Below are 16,982 nucleotides of genomic sequence, written 5' to 3'. Positions count from 1 at the left end.
GAGCAGGCTTCGGCGCCGCGCTATGGCTGTACCGGGCGGGGCAAGCAAATCTGCCCCGTCTTCGTCTCCCTACAACCACCACCGCAACAGATAAAACGCCCCCATGCTCAGCACCACACTGAGCAGCACGTTGCGCGTCCACAGCACCAGCGCCACGGCGACGATGGCGCCGAGCAGGTAGGGGTTGTCCGGCCTCAGGTTCAACTGGTGATCCGGGAAAAAGACGATCGGTCCGCAGATCGCGGTGAGCATGCCCGGCACGGCGAAGCCGAGGAACTGCCGCACGTTGCTGCCCAGGCGGATCGGCAGGCGCGGCTCGAGGAACACGTAGCGGTTGAAGAACACGATCAGGCCCATGCCGAAGATCACTGCCCAGACCATCATGCGCGCACCCCCGAGAATTTCTGGCAGATGAAACCGGCGAACATCCCCGCCAGCCCCGACAGCACCAGCGCCGAGCCCAGCTGCCAGTAGCTGAACAGCACCGAGCAGAACAGCGAGACGGCGACGCAGACCACGGTCGGCAGGCTCTTCACCACCGGCGCGATCAGCGCGACGAAGGTGGCGGCGATGGAGAAGTCCAGCCCCAGGTGCTCCAGCCCCGGAATGCTGCTGCCCAGCAGCACGCCGGCGAGGGTGAAGAGGTTCCAGGCGATGTAGAAGGTCAGGCCCACGCCCAGGGCGTACCAGCGGTTGAAGGTCTCGCGGTCGTGGCTGCTGGTGAGGGCGAAGAACTCGTCGGTGAGCAGAAAGCCCAGGCCCGCGCGCCAGCGGCCCGGCAGCTCGGAGATCACTGGGCGCAGGGTCATCCCGTAGAGCAGGTGCTGGGAGGTCAGCAGCAGGGTGGTGATCATGATCGAGAAGAACCCGGCACCGCCCTTGAGCATGCCGATGGCGACCAGTTGCGCGGCACCGGCGAAGACGATGGCGGACAGCCCCTGGCCCTGCAGCGGCGAGAGCCCGGCGTCGATGGCCAGCGAGCCGGCGAGCAGGCCCCAGGGCAGCACCGCCAGGGACAGCGGCACAATGTCGATGGCGCCCTTGAGGAAGGCGCGGGAATAAAGCGTGGTGTGGGACATGGTCATTCTTTGCAGTCTTTCGTGCCGACAGGGTGGCAGAGCGGGGCGCCGGCTGGCTTGAACAATCTTGCTGCCGACGACGCCGCGAACGAAAAGGGAAGCCGCTTCAGGCTTCCCTTATCAGATGCTTCCAGCGTCACCGGCTACGAAGAGGGCGCTTGCGACGTGCCGCGCTGGGCCGATTGCGCGCGCCGGGCCTTGCGGATCTTGCGCGCCGTTTCCACGAAGGGCGTGATGATCAGGCTCCAGAGCGACGAATACTTCGTGTCATCCCGCTCCCCGGCGCCGAACTGGATGGGCTCCGGCGTCGGGCTGGTGACGTAGAGCGTGCCGAACATCCAGTCCCACAGCGACAGGTTGATCGCGAAGTTCTTGTTGAAGTGCCGGGGCGCGTCGCTGTGGTGGATCTGGTGCTGGGCGGGGCTGTTCAGCACGTGCTCGATCACCGGCCCGAACGACAGCCACACATGGCTGTGGCGCAGGTTCGTGGCCAGCACGTTGAAGAGGAAGATCAGGTAGGTCACGCCGAACAGCGTATAGGCGCTGATCTGACCGCCGCAGGCGTACCAGAAGGCGCCGGCATAGGCGCCGAGGAGAACGGTCCCGGCCAGCTTCGCCGCGAGCTTCTCCACGAAATGCACGCGGCTCGCGGTGATCGGCACCAGCACCTCCGCCGAGTGATGCACCTTGTGGAATGCCCACAGCCAGCGCGAATGGAAGGCCCGGTGTATCCAGTAGTTCTTGAAATCGCTCACCAGGAACACCCCCAGCCCATACAGCAGCGACAGGCCGAGGTTGCTCCCCGCCTGCGGGCGCGCGCCCCACAGGTTGGTGAAGAAGGCGATGTAATCGCCCGAGCGCAGGATGTACGGATCGACCAGCCCGACGATGGGCACCAGCAACGCCACGTTGAGGATGCCGCGCACCAGGTAGTAGCGGTAATCCAGCAACGCCGAGCGATGGAAATGCACGCGGTTGCCGCCAATGAACTGCCAGAACGAAGGCGCCTCCGTCAGCGCGCGCCGCTTCCTGTAGCGGAACAGGCCATAGGCGATGGCGTAGGAGAACAGCAGAAACACCGCGCCGACACGCCCGTTCAGGTCGAAAAGGCCCGAGAGCTGGTTGGCGACGGGAGCGACCACCAGGGCGGTCAGGTGGTTGTGGAGGTGCGAGAGCTCAACCATGGCGAGCCACGCTCAGGCGAAGGGCAGGGGCGTGGAGGCTGGGGTTGGCGGGTTCCGCGGCACCACTGGCAACCAGGCGTAGGCAAGCGATGCGTCGGTGCGCGGACTTCGGCCTGGTTTCGGATTGCAGCAGCAACGGGACTGCCTGGGAGCATTTCATGGGGTGTCTCTTTGTTCTTGGAATGGCCTGCCGGTCATGCCGGAGCCTTGGTGAGTCGGTTCAAGCGGCAGCGCCTCACGGGCTGCCATTCACTGCGGCCAGCATGGAGGGGGTGGTTCGAGCTGTCAAAGTTGGAAAGGGGCCGGTCAGTTCGACAGCGGGTCCCGGGCGTTCGTCACTCTTCCTGAGTCGGCGTGAGGTTGGCCCGCAATGTCTCGATGAACTCCAGCACCAGTTGCGAAGGCGCCTCGTGGGTCGGGCGCAGCAACGCCACCTCGTAACGAATCGACGGAGTGAACGGACGCAGATAGCTGTCGGGTTGTCTGTCGGAAGGACGCAGGCGATGGCCGGTGGGCTGGGTGACCAGGGGAGGGCAGGCGCGCGCAGCCTGCCACCAGATGGGGGGCGTCGGGCTGGTCTTCTGCGCCGTGTCGATCAAGGCAACCCGAGCCCGTGCCATGGCGGGTTCACGGGGCATCCCCCTCGAGCCGGACATGCCGGCACGCCATGAGCAGCGTCAGGTCGTAGATGATCTTGAGCACGCCACAGGCGAGCAGCGGCGCCGCCAGCCAGCCCAGCCCGATCAGCCCGCTGGCGATGGTCGGGGCAACGGCGGCGGCGAGGCTGCGCGGCACCGCCGTCAGGCTCGCGGCGGCCGCGCGTTCCGCCGGCGTGACCACGGCCATGACGTAGGCGCTGCGGGTGGGCACGTCCAGCTGCGACAGCGCGCTGCGCAACAGCAGCATCAGCAACGCCAGCGGCAACGACGGCATGAAGGCCGCGGCGATCAGGCACAGGCTCGACGGGATATGCGTGAAGACCATCGTGTTCAGCAGCCCGATCCTGCGCGCCAGCGGCGCCGCCGCGAGCTGGGACCCGGCGCTGAGCAACCCCGTGCAGAAGAAGAACTGCCCGGCCGCGCTGATCGAAAGGTCGAACCGCGCAATCAGCCACAGCGTCAGCAGCGCATTGACCACCAGCCCGCCGGCGAACGCATCCACGCTGAACAGCAGCGCGAGACGCACGACGATCCCCCGCGATGGCCCGAGCGCCGCGTGCGTCGTGGTCGCCGCGCCCTGATGCGTGGGCATGCGCCGGTACAGCGCGAGGATCGCCAGCCCCGACAGCGCATAGACGACGAACATGCCGCGCATGGCCGACAACGCACCGCCGCCGAAATGCGCGGCGACCCATTCCGGCGCCCCGGCCACCAGCGCCCCCAGAGCGCCGGAAAGCGCCCCGACCAGGCTGTAGCGCGCAAAGAGCGCGGTGCGCGCCTGCGCTTTCGATGCTTCGGCCAGACAGGCATGTTCGATGGGGAGAAACATGCTGACGTCGCCCGCACTGGGATTCATCGTGCCGAGGAACGCCACCACCAGCAGCGGCCAGAGCGTCGACAGGCTGGAAAAGCCGATGCCCGTCGCCGTCATCACCAGGGCGGCGAACACCAGCAGCGACCGCCGCGAAACACGATTGCCCAGCGCGCCGACCACCATCGTGGCGATGGCGGAACCGAGCAGCGTCGACGTGCTGATCAGCCCGACCGAGAGCGTCGACATGCCCAGCGCGAGCAGGTACGCCGGCAGCAGCACCGCAACGAAGCCATCGCAAAAGCCCCGCAGGCTCCTCGCGGCCAGCAGACGCCATACGCCCGCCTCGACGCCTGCCGGGGCGAGGATTGAGGAGAGGCGGGTGGGGAGTGGAGTCATCGCGGAATCCTCGATGGGCACTCTGATCTTGGGTGGTGGCTACAGTCTGGCTGAGGCGTGGGGGAAAGGCAGGGAAAACGGGGCGGATGGGAAGGGGGCAGCAAGTAGGGTGGATCACGCTTCACCGATCCACCATCGAACCTCCAGACGGGGCCGATGGTGGAAGTAAAGAGCGACTTTCACCCTGCTACTCGTAGGACAGCAGTAAGGTCGCCCAGATGGAAACCAACCCCGCCCGCATGTAATCGACTTTGTCGACGGTGCGGTAGTAGCGGGCGGTTAGGGGAATGTTCACCGGGCCGGGGAACTGCGTAGTGAATTGGGCCGGCTGCATCAGCCTCATCCGGGTGCGGCTGTTCAGGTCGCCGTCGTAGAGGGCGACACCGACTCCCGTCGCCATGTCCGTACCCTGCTCGTTCATCAGCACGTCATCGCCGACTCCGTCCTGGGTGCCAGCGACCAGGTATCTGACCTTCACCCCACTGTCGCAATCCAGCTTGATGTTGAAGGTACGCGCCTTGCCGTCGCTCTCGGGAGTCCGCGAGCTATTGCTGAAATCGGTCTTGGCGACGGTTGGCAGGGGCACGTCGATGGAGACGGAACTGGCACCGCCGGCCAGCGCGCAGCTCGCGTTGGCGATCTGCGCGACAGTGACGGTCAATGTCGACACCTTCAGGTCGGCGTAGCTGACGCTGGACAGGCCAGTGATCGTCGAGCCGTTGGTGAGATCGATGGTCCCGGTCTTTGTCAGGAGCACCCGCCAGTTGGCGTATATGGGATGGGTATCAGCGGTTACGGTAGTGGACACGGCCCCCAGGTTGGCCACGTCGTCGGGGCAGACATAGACGTTCTGTCCTGTTGTCCTTCCACACCAGACCACCGTGATGCCGATGCCCCTGACGTTGGTCGCGTACACCGGGTAGCGATAACCCGTCAGCGACTCGTGGATGCCACCGCTGAGGCTGAGGGTGCCCGAGAGGGTGCCTGGCGTGGAGCACTTGAACGTGATTCCTCCGTACTCCTTCCAGCCGCTGTCGTAGAGGACCGTGCCGTTGCCGGCGCTGCGCAGGCTGCTCGGGATACTCAGTTGCGGCACCATCATGGTGGCCGGCACGAGGTTACTGCCCGTGTCCGGCACAAAGGTGCAGTTCGCCGCCAGCGCCGAATGCGCGCAAAGCAGAACAAGAAGCAGGATCAGGATTCGCATGACTGGGCCTCGTATGGTCAGCGGCCGGCGACCTGCTCCGGCCCGTTGGCGCGGGGCCAGCCGCACGAGGCGGCCACAGACCCAACGCACAAACCAGGGGCTGGATTAACGCCGGGGATGAGGGTTTGAGCGCCGCGTATTCTTCTGAACCCTCACACAACGAGGCATCAGACGAATCTCATAAGCCGGTTACCATGATCTGAAGCCTGCCGCGTCCGAGCCATGGTGAACGGCAGGCCTTCCGTTTGCCTGGAAAAGGCAGAGGAATCCGCGGACCTGTCAGGAAGTCGGGTGGAGGTTCGATGGTGGATTGGTGAAGCGTGATTCACCTTACTTGCTACGCTTGCATCCGACTCTACCTCTTCGTTAGGTGATCAGCTATGGACGAGGACGACCACGTGCGTGATGTGTATGCCTGCTATGGGCTGGCCATGTACTGGGCTCAGTGTGTGGAGCAGTCCATGTTCATCCACTTAATGTTTTTGGACTTCTTTCCCAAGAATGTGAAGAACTTTAAGGGCTCAGAAAAATGGGCTTCAGCTTTTGAAGCTTACGAAGAGAAAGAACTTGGCAAAACAATGGGGAAATTGCTTCAAAAGCTGAAGAATGAAGGGCAGCCTACAAATGAAGTATCGATACTACTTTCCACAGCTTTAGAGAAACGTAACTGGCTAGCGCATAGCTACTTTTCCCGGCGCTCCGTTGAGTTCATGCGCGAAGCAGGGCGAACAGAAATGATCGAAGAGTTACAAAACATGATCGATCTGTTTCGTGAGGTCACAGCCAAACTCGATACCATAACAATGCCAATTGCTCGCCGTTATGGGTACACCGAAGAAATGGAAGCGAAAGCCAGAGAGGAGTTGCTAGCGAAACTTAGCATGCAACAGTAGGGTGGGATTCGCTTTTTACTTCCACCATCGGCAGCCGTGTGGGGGCGATGGTGGATCGGTGAAGCGTGATCCACCCTACTTGCTTTAGGCTTGCCGCCGGTGACGCACCTCCGTGGCAACGACCTCCCATGACAAGCGCGCATGTTTGCGATTGCATCCTGGTGGGGCAGCGGCCACAGCGTCCATGTATGGAAATCCCAGCCCCTTAATTCGCGTGCTCGCTTTGCTGCCAAGGGCAACTATGAGTGCATGTGGCAGCACTTCAAGTTGAGGCTTCAAATAGTCCGTTGTGCATGTGCGCCAGACGATGCTCGGTACTTTCCCGCCTTCCTTTGCGGCGGAGCAAAGTACCGACTCTGTCAGCCACACCTTTCTCAGCTGCTTGTCGAAGTTGCCTCTGAGATCCGGAAAGCAGAGATCGAGGATCAGACGTACATTTCGGTGGAACTGGTCAGTGCCGTTCTTCATGCTTTGGTAGGTGTAGTCAAGGGTGGATTCGAATCCGCAGTGGGCCTCTCCGGAGTGAGGATCGCCCGGTTCGGAGAACACCAAGACTAGCTCTACCTCGGAGATCGCCCCTGTGGCACCAAGAAAACCCCGTGGAACGTGGCCTTTTTCGGGAGCCCAGCGCATGCAAGTGCACGCCCCTGAGAAATTGGGGCAGGGTGAATAGGCCGAGGTGATCGTCCGAGTGAGTTCGTCGCAAGGTTTCATTATGACCTCTCCGATTGCTGCCTGTTGTCGACTCGCGTAATTCTCTGTCTCTTTCGTTCACTGCACGGCGTGATTGATTGTCGTGGTGGTGATGGACAGGTCTATTCGTGCACAAATAAAAAAGCAGCTCTCGGGAGCTGCTTTTCGATCCTATTCCCCCTTTTTATGCTTGTGGGGTTTCAGGTCTGGATGATCCTTTTGCTTTTCGGGCGTGACTCTCTGCCTCTTGTCCGGAGTACCATCTTCGTTTGTTCTTTTAGGGCCAGGCTTGATACTCATGGTCGATTTCCTTTATCGCTTGGGTTGTTAAATCCTGCTTTGTAATTAGCCCAGCCCCTTACAACTGTCAAACAGGAAGCGGGCAAGGGTTGCGTAGTAATGGTGTAGGTATTCGGAGGTCAATATCCGACTTGGTCACGCTTCAGGAGTTAATCGGCCCTGAGATTTTAGACATCTACGAGATGTCTGCTTTTCGCTTGCTGCCGTTCGGAAGCGCCTGCTATGTGGCGGTGATGGCCACCCGCAGAGCATTAAGCAACGCATGTGTTGCACAGCAGCGAAAAACACCGTGCTTGACCGCTGCATACCTTCCTCCTAACCTCCCGTCGCCTCTGTGAAAGCGACAGGGGACGGGTTTGGCGACCCGGAACAATCATTCGCGCGACCTGCGCTGACAAGCCCTGTGCCGTAGTTCTACGGGCGCAGGGCTTTGCTATGGCGGGCCGCGCAGGGAGACCTTCGGGTCTGCCGGTTGATGATTGCCGGTTCGCCAACCTTGCGCGGCTCCGCCACCCCACCGTTTGGCGACGGTGAGGTGGCCTCCATACTCAATCATCAAGGTCTGCACTCATGGACGAGATTTACATCCCCACCGTTTTCCACCGCTACAACCGTTCCTTGCGCGGCGTTTTGATCGACAACCAGCCCTGGTTGGTCGCCCGTGAGCTGGGCTATCTGATCCGCGAGCGGGTCGAGTCTTATGTTCTGCGTCTGGACGATGATCTGTACCGCGAGGCGCGCCTGGTGACCGGCAGCGGCGAGGAGGTCGCGTTGCTGGTGAATGACTTTGGCGTTTTCCACGTGTTGCAGCGCTATCGCGATCCGGAGCATCGGGAGTTGCGCAGGTGGATCACCGGGACTGTGTTGCCGGTGTTGCGGGATCAGGCGTTGGGCAGGGCGGGCGGTCCGAGGCGGATGCAGGCGAAGGGGGAAGGGCGGCCGGTGGCGGTGCTGGATTGGCAGGGGGAGTTGTGGGTGCCGATGTGCGAGGTGCCGCGGTTGATGGTGGAGGAACGGCGCGGGCGGTGGTGGCGCAGGGAGTGATGGTGGGGGCGGTGTGAGGCGGGTTCGCGAGCAAGCTCGCTCCTACGAAGAGCACCCACGGGCAGGTCGGTGCGCGGGGTTGCCCTCACCCCAGCCCTCTCCCGGAGGGAGAGGGCTGGGGTGAGGGGATGGCGTCGGCCGGGAGGCTGGGCCGTCAGGTCAGAAGATGTAATCCGTGGTCAGGAAGCTGGAGTCGCGGTCGCGGATGATCTGGCTGATCAGTTCCTTGTTCGACTCGGTGAAGCGGGTGGCGACCAGGGTGCGGATGGAGAAGGTGCGCAGGGCGTCGTGCACGGAGAGGGTGCCTTCGGCGGAGTTCTTGCGGCCGTTGAAGGGGTAGCTGTCCGGGCCGCGCTGGCACTGGGCGTTGAGGTTGATGCGGCCGACCTGGTTGACGAAGGCGTCGACCAGCGGGCCGATCTGCGCGGGGTCGTTGCCGAACAGGCTGAGCTGCTGGCCGTAGTCGGACTGCAGCACGTAGGCGATCACCTGGTCCAGCTCGCGGTAGGGCACCACGGGCACCAGCGGGCCGAACTGTTCCTCGTGGTAGAGGCGCATGTCGGGGCTGACCGGGCTGAGCAGCGCGGGGTAGAAGAAGCTTTCGCGGCTCGCGCCGCCGCCGGGGTTGATGACCCGCGCGCCCTTGGCCAGCGCGTCCTGCAGCAGGCCGTTGAGGAAGTCGACCTTGCCCGGCTCGGGCAGCGGCGTCAGCGCCACGCCCGGTTCCCAGGGCATGCCGGGTTTGAGTTCGGCGAGCTTGGCACTGAACTTGTCGAGGAAGGGCTGCAGCACGTCTTCGTGGACGAAGAGGATTTTCAGCGCGGTGCAGCGCTGGCCGTTGAAGGAGAGGGCGCCGGTGATGGCTTCGCTGACGGCGTTGTCGAGGTCGACGCTGGGCAGGACGATGCCGGGGTTCTTGGCGTCGAGGCCGAGGGCGGCGCGCAGGCGGTGCGGGCGCGGGTGGAGCTTCTTCAGCTCGGCGGCGCCGGAGTGGGTGCCGATGAAGGCGAAGACGTCGACCTTGCCGCTGGCCATCAGTGCGCTGACGGTCTCGCGGCCGCGCCCGTAGATGACGTTGATGACGCCCGGCGGGAAGCTGTCGCGGAAGGCTTCGAGCAGCGGGCGGATCAGCAGCACGCCGAACTTGGCGGGCTTGAAGACCACGGTGTTGCCCATGATCAGCGCCGGGATCAGGGTGGTGAAGGTTTCGTTCAGCGGGTAGTTGTACGGGCCCATGCACAGCGCTACGCCCAGCGGCACGCGGCGGATCTGCCCGAGGGTGCCCTGTTCCAGCTCGAAGCGGCTGGAGCGGCGGTCCAGCGCCTTGAGCGCTTCGATGGTGTCGACGATGTAGTCGCAGGTGCGGTCGAACTCTTTTTCCGAGTCCTTGAGGTTCTTGCCGATCTCCCACATCAGCAGCTTGACCACGGCCGCGCGCTGTTCGCGCATGCGGGCGAGGAAGCGCTCGATGTGGGCGATGCGCTCGGCCACGCGCAGGTTGGGCCACAGGCCCTGGCCGTTGTCGTAGGCGGCCACGGCGGCGTCCAGCGCGGCGAGGGCGGCGTCGGCATCGAGCAGCGGCGTGCTGCCGAGGATGACCTGTTCAGCGCCCTGGTCGGTGGCGAGGAATACCGGGCTGTGCACCGGGGCGAGCGGGCCGTCCCAGCGGCGCAGTTCGCCGTTGACCAGGTATTCGCGCTGCTCGACAGGGGCGTCGGGGCGCCAGGTGTCGGGGATGTCGGTGAGGCGGGGGAACAGATGGTCGAGCTTGTTGTTGGCGGGCATGACTCATCCCTCGGGGTAGGTGGGCGGCTGATCTATGGGGCGTACCGTCTTTTGTCGTTATACGCCGGGTGTTGCGCTGTTCGGGTGAAGGTGGGCATTTGCCGGAGTGACGTGGGGCGGGGTGATGGGTATCGCTGCGCTCCACGCCATCCTGCGCTGGGCTCCGGTGGGCTGCTTTCGCAGTCAAGGGAGCTCGCAGGGTGCGAGATCAGGAGGACGGCGTGGGCTGCGGGGCCGGCGGGGGTTGCAGGAGTTCCTGCTGCTCGGCGTAGCGCGCGCGGATGTCGAAGTCGCGGGGCCAGGTGGGTTGGGCGGGGGCTTTCGGAGTTGCGGAGGAAGTCACGGGCGATACCTCGTTGCAGGAGTCCGGCGGCGAACGGCCTGGGGCGGCTCGCCGGGTGGTTTGGGGCTGGGCTTGATGGGTATCGCTGCGCTCCACCCATCCTACGAACGAAGCTCACTGGGGCTCCCGTAGGATGGCGTGGAGCACAGCGATACCCATCGCTCAATGCATCAGACGAACAGCGACAGCAGCAGGATGAAGAGCAGGCCGACCACCGAGAGGATGGTCTCCATGGCGGTCCAGGTCTTGAAGGTTTCCACCACGCTCATGTTGAAGTACTGCTTCACCAGCCAGAAGCCGGCGTCGTTGACGTGGGAGAGGATCAAGGAGCCGGCGCCGGTGGCCAGCACCAGCAGTTCGCGGTTGACCCCGGGGATCAGGTTGATCACCGGCACCACGATGCCCGCGCCGGTGATGGTGGCGACGGTGGCGGAACCGGTGGCGACGCGGATCACCGCGGCGACCAGCCAGGCCAGGAGGATCGGCGAAATCTGCGCCTGCACCGCCATGTGGCCGATCACGTCGCCCACGCCGCTGGCCACCAGCATCTGTTTGAAGCCGCCGCCGGCGCCGATGATCATCACGATGGCGGCGGTGGGCGCGAGGCTGTGGTCGAGCAGCTTGAGGATGGTCCGCGAGTCGAAGCCACGGGCATGGCCGAAGGTGTAGAGCGACAGCAGCAGGGCCAGGAGCAGGGCGGTGATCGGGTGGCCGATCATGTCCATCCAGGCGCGGATGACGTGGCCGTCGGCGAGCATGACGTCGGCGAAGGTCTTGAGCAGCATCAGGAACACCGGCAGCAGCACGGTGACCAGGGTGATGCCGAAGCTGGGCAGGTCGCTGGTCTCCGGCTCATGGGCGATCTGCGCGACCAGTTCTTCCGAGGGCTTGCCGGGAATGACCTTGGCGATCAGCGCGCCGAAGATCGGGCCGGCGATGGCGGCGGTGGGCAGGGCGACCAGCAGGCCGTAGAAGATGGTCTTGCCGATGTCCGCGCCGAACACGCCGATGGCCAGCAGCGGGCCCGGGTGCGGCGGCACCAGGCCGTGCACGGCGGAGAGGCCGGCGAGCAGCGGGATGCCGATCTTGATCAGCGACACGCCGCTGCGGCGGGCGACGATGAACACCAGCGGGATCAGCAGGATGAAGCCGATCTCGAAGAACAGCGGGATGCCCACCAGGAACGCGGCGAGCATCATCGCCCAGTGCACGCGCTCCTTGCCGAAGGCCTGGATCAGGGTGCGGGCGATCTGATCGGCGCCGCCGGACTCGGCCATCATCTTGCCGAGCATGGTGCCCAGGGCAAGGATGATGCCGACGAAGCCGAGCACGCCGCCGAAGCCGTCCTGGAAGGATTTGACGATGGTCGCCACGGGCATGCCGGAGGTCAGGCCGAGGAAGCCGGAGGCGATGATCAGGGCGACGAAGGGGTGGAGCCTGAGACGCGTGATGAGCAGAATCAGGCCGATGATGGTGACCACCGCATCCAGCAGCAGATAGGTGTCATGGGACATGCCGAGCATGGGGCTCTCCTGTTGTTGTCGTTTTGCCGGAGCGGCTTTTCTCTTGATGTAGAGAGAGGGATGGAAGTGAGATAGCGCTATCTTTGACGGGCAGACGCTATCGGCTCAGTCGTGGGAATGCTGGCGCCACCAGAGGTGCGCGGCTTCGGCCAGTTCTTCCAGCGGACGGGTGGCGTCCAGGCGCAGGGTCAGCGGCTCGCTGGTGGGTGGTTCCAGCGTGGCGAACTGGCTGTCGATCAGGCTCGCCGGCATGAAGTGGCCGGGGCGGGTGGCGACGCGCCGCGCGGCGGTTTCCGGGGTGAGTTCGAGGAACACCACGCCCAGGCCGGGCACGGCGCGGCGCAGGCGTTCGCGGTAGCTCAGCTTGAGCGCGGAGCAGGTGAGCACCGGGCGCTGGCCGGCGGCGATGGCTTTCTGCAGCTCGGCGGCGAGGGTGTCGAGCCAGCCGGCGCGGTCCTCGTCGGTCAGCGGGATGCCGGCGCTCATCTTCTGGATGTTGGCCTGCGGGTGGAAGGTGTCGCCCTCGATGGCGAACGCGCCGCTGCGCAGGCACAGGGCCTCGCTGACGCTGGACTTGCCGCATCCGGCGACACCCATGATGAGCACGGCATCGATGGAGGGAGTCATGCAGAGCCTCGGGGTTGAGACAGCGCTATCTTTGTGGGTCGAAACGAAAAGCATCGGCTGCCTCCGCTTTATTGTCATTCTAGTCGGTCTGTCTGGCGCTTACGGCAGTGGTGATCTGTCGGCGGGCGGGGACCGCTGGGGGCGGTTCCAGGCAATTGCCCTGGTCGCGAGACAGCGCTACCTTAGTGCCTCGTTTTTTGTTTGGCAAGCAGGCCGATGACCGTCCAGAAGAATGACAAGAAGAACGACAAAAACTCCCGAACCACCGGCAGACCCACTCTCGATGAAGTCGCGCGCCGCGCCGGCGTAAGCCCGATCACCGCTTCGCGGGCCCTGCGCGGGGTCAGCACGGTGGCCGAGGCGCTGGTGGAAAAGGTCCGCCAGGCCGCCGCCGAACTGGGCTACGTGGCCAACCCCGCCGCCCGCGCGCTGGCTTCCAAGCAGAGCCACAACATCGTGGTGCTGGTGCCCTCGCTGGCCAACCAGCTGTTCATCGAGACCCTCGAAGCCATCCATGCGGTGATGCACCCGCGCGGCCTGGAAGTGCTGATCGGCAACTACCACTACTCCCGCGACGAAGAAGAGAACCTGCTGCGCAACTACCTCGCCTACCAGCCGCGCGGCCTGCTGCTGACCGGCTTCGACCGCACCGAGAGCGCGCGGCGGATGATCGAGGCCAGCGGTGTGCCGGCGGTCTACATGATGGACCTGGACCCCGGCGCGGGGCTGCACTGCGTGGGCTTCTCGCAGATCCGTGCGGGCGAGGCGGCGGCCAGGCACCTGCTCGCCAGCGGGCGCAAGCGCCTGGCCTACATCGGCGCGCAGCTCGACCAGCGCACGCTGCTGCGCGGCGAGGGCTTCCGCCGCGCCTTGCAGCAGGCCGGCTGCTACGACCCGGCGCTGGAAATCCTGACGCCGCGTCCTTCCTCGGTCGGCCTGGGCGGTGAGCTGTTCCGCCAGCTGCTGGCCAGCCAGCCGCAGGTGGAAGGCATCTTCTTCGGCAACGACGACCTGGCCCAGGGCGCGCTGCTGGATGCCATGCGCCACGGCATCCGCATCCCCGAGCAGGTGGCGGTGCTGGGCTTCAACGACCTGCCCAGCTCGGAATTCATGGTGCCGCGCCTGTCGAGCATCCGCACGCCGCGCAAGGCCATCGGCTCATACGCGGCGGAGCGGTTGCTGGACCTGATCAACGACAGGCCGGTGAGTGAGCCGGTGATGGACCTGGGCTTCGAGCTGATGGCGCGGGAGAGCAGTTGAGGGCGGTGCGTCCATAACGGAGAGCGCCCTGCGGGCGCTTTTCGCGGACAAGGTCCGCTCCTACAACTCGGCTCCGCTGCGAGCTGCTTTTGTAGGAGCGGAGCTTCTCCGCGATGCTCTTGCTCTTCGTACGGTGTGTATGCGCCGCTTCGGCGTGCGCTGGGAGATTTGGTTTCGCCCCCTCGGGCGACCTACTTTGTCAAACGCCACAAAGTAGGCAAAGGTCTGTGCCCCGACATCCGGGTCTTCGCTTCGCTCAGACTGCCCTCCTTCCGGTATTGCTCCGAGGGTCGGCTTGCAAGGGCCATCCATGGCCCTTCAAGCCTCTCGCGGCATCCATGCCGCTCGCCCCTCTGCGCAATACCTCCACTCGGCCTCCTGACGGGACTCTGCGCGCGCCTGCGATTTCGGTGTGACAGGCAAAGCAGCGGCTGAAGGATTTGCACGCCATCCTACGAGGGCGCGTGCGCTTCAATGCGCCGGCAAAATCCGCCCGCGGCATTCGCCGAAGCCGATCGACGGGTAGCCGTCGCGGCGGCAGCGGGCGCGCAGGATGATTTCGTCGCCGTCTTCGAGGAAGCGGCGTTCCTCGCCGTTGCCCAGCACCAGCGCCTGTTTGCCGCCGCCGGTCAGCTCCAGCAGGCTGCCGAAGCTGTCCGGGGTTGCGCCGGAAAGGGTGCCGGAGCCGAACAGGTCGCCCGCTTGCAGGCGGCAGCCGTTGACGCTGTGGTGGGCGACCATCTGCGCCACCGTCCAGTACATGTTCAGCGTGTTGCTCAGGGCGATGCGTTCCGGGGCCTGGTGCTCGTGGCGCATGCGCGGGGTGAGCAGCAGCACTTCCAGTTCGATGTCCAGCGCGCCGTGCTGCTGGTCGGCCTCGTCGAAGAGGTAGGGCAGCGGCTGCGGGTCGCCTTCCGGGCGCTCCGGCTGGGCGGTGCGGAAGGGCTCCAGCGCCTCGGCGGTGACCACCCAGGGCGAGATGCTGGTGGCGAAGCTCTTCGACAGGAAGGGCCCAAGCGGCTGGTATTCCCAGGCCTGCACGTCGCGCGCGGACCAGTCGTTGAGCAGGCAGAAGCCGGCGATGTGGCCGGCGGCGCCGGAAATCGGGATGGCCTTGCCCTGTTCGTTGCCCTGGCCGATCCAGATGCCCAGCTCCAACTCCAGGTCCAGCCGCGCGCTGGGGCCGAACACCGGCGCGTCGAGCCCGGCCGGCAGGGTCTGGCCGTTGGGGCGGCGCACTTCGGTGCCGGAGGGCACGATGGTGGAGGCGCGGCCGTGGTAGCCGATGGGCACGTACTTGTAGTTGGGCAGCAGCGGGTTGTCCGGGCGGAACAGCTTGCCGACGTTCTGCGCGTGGTGGATGCCGACGTAGAAGTCGGTGTAGTCGCCGATCTTCGCCGGCAGGTGCAGGCGGCACGCGGCCTGGGGCTTGAGCAGGCGGGCGCCCAGGTGCTCCATGCGCTTCTGCTCGCTTGAGCCTTCGCTGAGCAGGCCGATCAGTGCGTCGCGCAGGGTGCGGCGGGCGGTGGCGCCGGCGGCGAAGAAGGCGTTGAGGCTGTCGCCGCTGGCCACCAGCGCGGCCTGGTGCGCCGCGCCGTGGAAGAGATTGGCTTCGCAGGCGGTCTTCAGGTCGAAGATGTAGTCGCCGATGGCGACGCCGCCGCGCGGCGAGTCGCCCGGCGGGCTGAACACGCCCAGGGGCAGGTTCTGCAGGGGGAAGTCCGGGTGGCCGTTGGCCGATTCGATCCAGCTTTGCGCGAGGTGGGATGCGCTCATTTCAGTGCTCCGGGGAAGGGTCGAAGGTCTTCTGCATGCCGCTCCAGCAGGCGTCGTAGTCGCGCTGCAGTTGCGGGCAGTCGAGGGCGAAGCGGCTGGGGCGCAGCACGCGGCCGGTCTCGAACATGAAGGCCATGGTGTGTTCGATCTTGTGCGGTTTCAGCTCGGCGGCGATCGCCTGGCGGGTGGTGGCGTTGTCCGGGCCGTGGGCGCTCATGCAGTTGTGCAGCGAGGCGCCGCCGGGGACGAAGCCCTCGGCCTTGGCGTCGTACACGCCCTGGATCAGGCCCATGAATTCGTTCATCAGGTTGCGGTGGAACCACGGCGGGCGGAAGGTGCTCTCGGCCACCATCCAGCGCGGCGGGAAGATCACGAAGTCCATGTTGGCCATGCCGTGGGTGTCGCTGGGCGAGGTCAGCACGGTGAAGATCGACGGGTCCGGATGGTCGTAGCTCACCGTGCCGAGGGTGTTGAAGCGGCGCAGGTCGTACTTGTAGGGCACGTTGTTGCCGTGCCAGGCGACCACGTCCAGCGGCGAGTGGTCGAGCTGGGTGGCCCAGAGTTCGCCGAGGAATTTCTGCACCAGCTGCACCGGGCCTTCGGCGTCTTCGTAGCGCGCCACCGGGGCGAGGAAGTCGCGCGGATTGGCCAGGCCGTTGCTGCCGATGGGCCCGAGGTCGGGCAGGCGCAGGGCGGCGCCGTGGTTCTCGGCGACGTAGCCGGCGGCTTCGGCTTCCTGCAGCTCGACGCGGAAACGCATGCCGCGCGGGATCACGGCGATCTCCAGCGGTTCCAGCTCCAGCACGCCCAGCTCGGTGACCAGGCGCAGGCGGCCGGCCTGGGGCACGATCAGCAGCTCGCCGTCGGCGTTGAAGAACACCCGGCGCATGGACATCGTGGCGCGGTAGGCGTAGAGGCTGATGCCGCTGGTGGCCTCGGCCTCGGCGTTGGCGGCCATGCATAGCAGGCCGTCGATGAAGTCGGTAGGCTCATCCGGCATTTCGAAGCTGTTCCAGCGCAGGCGGTTGGGCGTCACCGGGCCGAGGGCGGTGCCGGTGATCTGCCGTTCCAGCCGCTCGTAGCGCGGGTGCGCGGCGGACGGGCGGATGCGGTACAGCCAGGTGCGCCGCGCCTCGCTGCGCGGCACGGTGAAGGCGGTGCCGGAAAGCAGTTCCGCATACAGGCCGTAGGGCACTTGCTGCGGCGAGTTCTGCCCGGCGGGCAGGGCGTTGGGCAGGGCCTCGCTGGCGAATTCGTTGCCGAATCCGGACAGGTAGGCGGGGGCGCGGGAGGCGGTCATGGTGGTTTCACTCTTTTTATCGTAATTGAATTACGATTAACGTAATTTCGCGCCGGCGGGCCGTCAAGTCCGCCAGGGGGTTCCTTTAAGTTGAAGACC

The 16,982-nt window shown here is 65.1% G+C and carries 15 protein-coding genes; 3 read left to right on the top strand and 12 right to left on the bottom strand.

From position 1 onward, the window contains the following. Positions 1 to 69: 69 nt before the first annotated feature. The 6 genes from AC3B6A_RS14475 to AC3B6A_RS14450 all read right to left on the bottom strand — a co-directional run bounded on the left by AC3B6A_RS14475 (position 70) and on the right by AC3B6A_RS14450 (position 5,339). Positions 70 to 384 (bottom strand): branched-chain amino acid transport AzlD family protein, encoded by a 315-nt coding sequence (locus AC3B6A_RS14475; RefSeq protein WP_488397906.1) that lies wholly within the window; start codon positions 382 to 384, stop codon positions 70 to 72. Further along, a complete protein-coding gene (locus tag AC3B6A_RS14470) occupies positions 381 to 1,079 on the bottom strand; it encodes an AzlC family ABC transporter permease (RefSeq protein WP_488403602.1) in 699 nt (232 codons plus the stop codon). The genes AC3B6A_RS14475 and AC3B6A_RS14470 overlap by 4 nt, the downstream gene beginning before the upstream one ends. Positions 1,080 to 1,222: 143 nt before the next feature. Next, positions 1,223 to 2,263 (bottom strand): sterol desaturase family protein, encoded by a 1,041-nt coding sequence (locus tag AC3B6A_RS14465; RefSeq protein ID WP_488397905.1) that lies wholly within the window; start codon positions 2,261 to 2,263, stop codon positions 1,223 to 1,225. Positions 2,264 to 2,598: 335 nt separating this feature from the next. Next, a complete protein-coding gene (locus AC3B6A_RS14460) occupies positions 2,599 to 2,862 on the bottom strand; it encodes a hypothetical protein (protein ID WP_488397904.1) in 264 nt (87 codons plus the stop codon). A 28-nt stretch (positions 2,863 to 2,890) separates the two neighbouring features. Next, positions 2,891 to 4,132, bottom strand: a complete 1,242-nt coding sequence (locus tag AC3B6A_RS14455) for an MFS transporter (protein WP_488397903.1) — start codon at positions 4,130 to 4,132, stop codon at positions 2,891 to 2,893. A gap of 187 nt (positions 4,133 to 4,319) precedes the next feature. Continuing rightward, positions 4,320 to 5,339, bottom strand: coding sequence for a fimbrial protein (locus AC3B6A_RS14450; protein WP_488397902.1), 1,020 nt, complete (start codon positions 5,337 to 5,339; stop codon positions 4,320 to 4,322). 380 nt (positions 5,340 to 5,719) lie between these two features. Between AC3B6A_RS14450 and AC3B6A_RS14445 the strand changes: the two genes are divergently transcribed. Both AC3B6A_RS14445 and AC3B6A_RS14440 read left to right on the top strand, forming a co-directional pair. Beyond that, on the top strand, positions 5,720 to 6,232 hold the full coding sequence (locus AC3B6A_RS14445; protein ID WP_488397901.1) for a hypothetical protein: 513 nt from the start codon (positions 5,720 to 5,722) through the stop codon (positions 6,230 to 6,232). A gap of 1,563 nt (positions 6,233 to 7,795) precedes the next feature. Further along, on the top strand, positions 7,796 to 8,269 hold the full coding sequence (locus AC3B6A_RS14440; RefSeq protein ID WP_488397900.1) for a BRO-N domain-containing protein: 474 nt from the start codon (positions 7,796 to 7,798) through the stop codon (positions 8,267 to 8,269). A 159-nt stretch (positions 8,270 to 8,428) separates the two neighbouring features. Here AC3B6A_RS14440 and AC3B6A_RS14435 read toward each other — a convergent pair whose 3' ends face one another. From AC3B6A_RS14435 to AC3B6A_RS14420, 4 genes are all read right to left on the bottom strand, one after another. After that, entirely contained in the window at positions 8,429 to 10,054 is a 1,626-nt protein-coding gene (locus AC3B6A_RS14435) for an NADP-dependent glyceraldehyde-3-phosphate dehydrogenase (RefSeq protein ID WP_488397899.1), read from the bottom strand. 208 nt (positions 10,055 to 10,262) lie between these two features. Then, on the bottom strand, positions 10,263 to 10,397 hold the full coding sequence (locus tag AC3B6A_RS14430; RefSeq protein WP_488397898.1) for a hypothetical protein: 135 nt from the start codon (positions 10,395 to 10,397) through the stop codon (positions 10,263 to 10,265). A gap of 170 nt (positions 10,398 to 10,567) precedes the next feature. Next, a complete protein-coding gene (locus AC3B6A_RS14425) occupies positions 10,568 to 11,920 on the bottom strand; it encodes a GntP family permease (protein ID WP_488397897.1) in 1,353 nt (450 codons plus the stop codon). Between the two features lie 105 nt (positions 11,921 to 12,025). Continuing rightward, positions 12,026 to 12,547, bottom strand: coding sequence for a gluconokinase (locus tag AC3B6A_RS14420; protein WP_488397896.1), 522 nt, complete (start codon positions 12,545 to 12,547; stop codon positions 12,026 to 12,028). 216 nt (positions 12,548 to 12,763) lie between these two features. Between AC3B6A_RS14420 and gntR the strand changes: the two genes are divergently transcribed. Continuing rightward, on the top strand, positions 12,764 to 13,807 hold the full coding sequence (gntR, locus tag AC3B6A_RS14415; RefSeq protein WP_488397895.1) for an HTH-type transcriptional regulator GntR: 1,044 nt from the start codon (positions 12,764 to 12,766) through the stop codon (positions 13,805 to 13,807). A 471-nt stretch (positions 13,808 to 14,278) separates the two neighbouring features. Here gntR and fahA read toward each other — a convergent pair whose 3' ends face one another. Further along, positions 14,279 to 15,583: a fumarylacetoacetase gene (gene fahA, locus AC3B6A_RS14410; protein WP_488397894.1), complete on the bottom strand. Its 1,305-nt coding sequence runs from the start codon at positions 15,581 to 15,583 to the stop codon at positions 14,279 to 14,281. Between the two features lies 1 nt (position 15,584). Beyond that, on the bottom strand, positions 15,585 to 16,883 hold the full coding sequence (gene hmgA / locus AC3B6A_RS14405) for a homogentisate 1,2-dioxygenase (RefSeq protein ID WP_488397893.1): 1,299 nt from the start codon (positions 16,881 to 16,883) through the stop codon (positions 15,585 to 15,587). Between the last annotated feature and the right edge of the window lie 99 nt (positions 16,884 to 16,982).

It is taken from the genome of Pseudomonas sp. B12(2026), from assembly GCF_057767015.1.
Note: the sequence above shows the minus strand (reverse complement) of the source record. Positions and strands in the feature narration are given on the sequence as shown.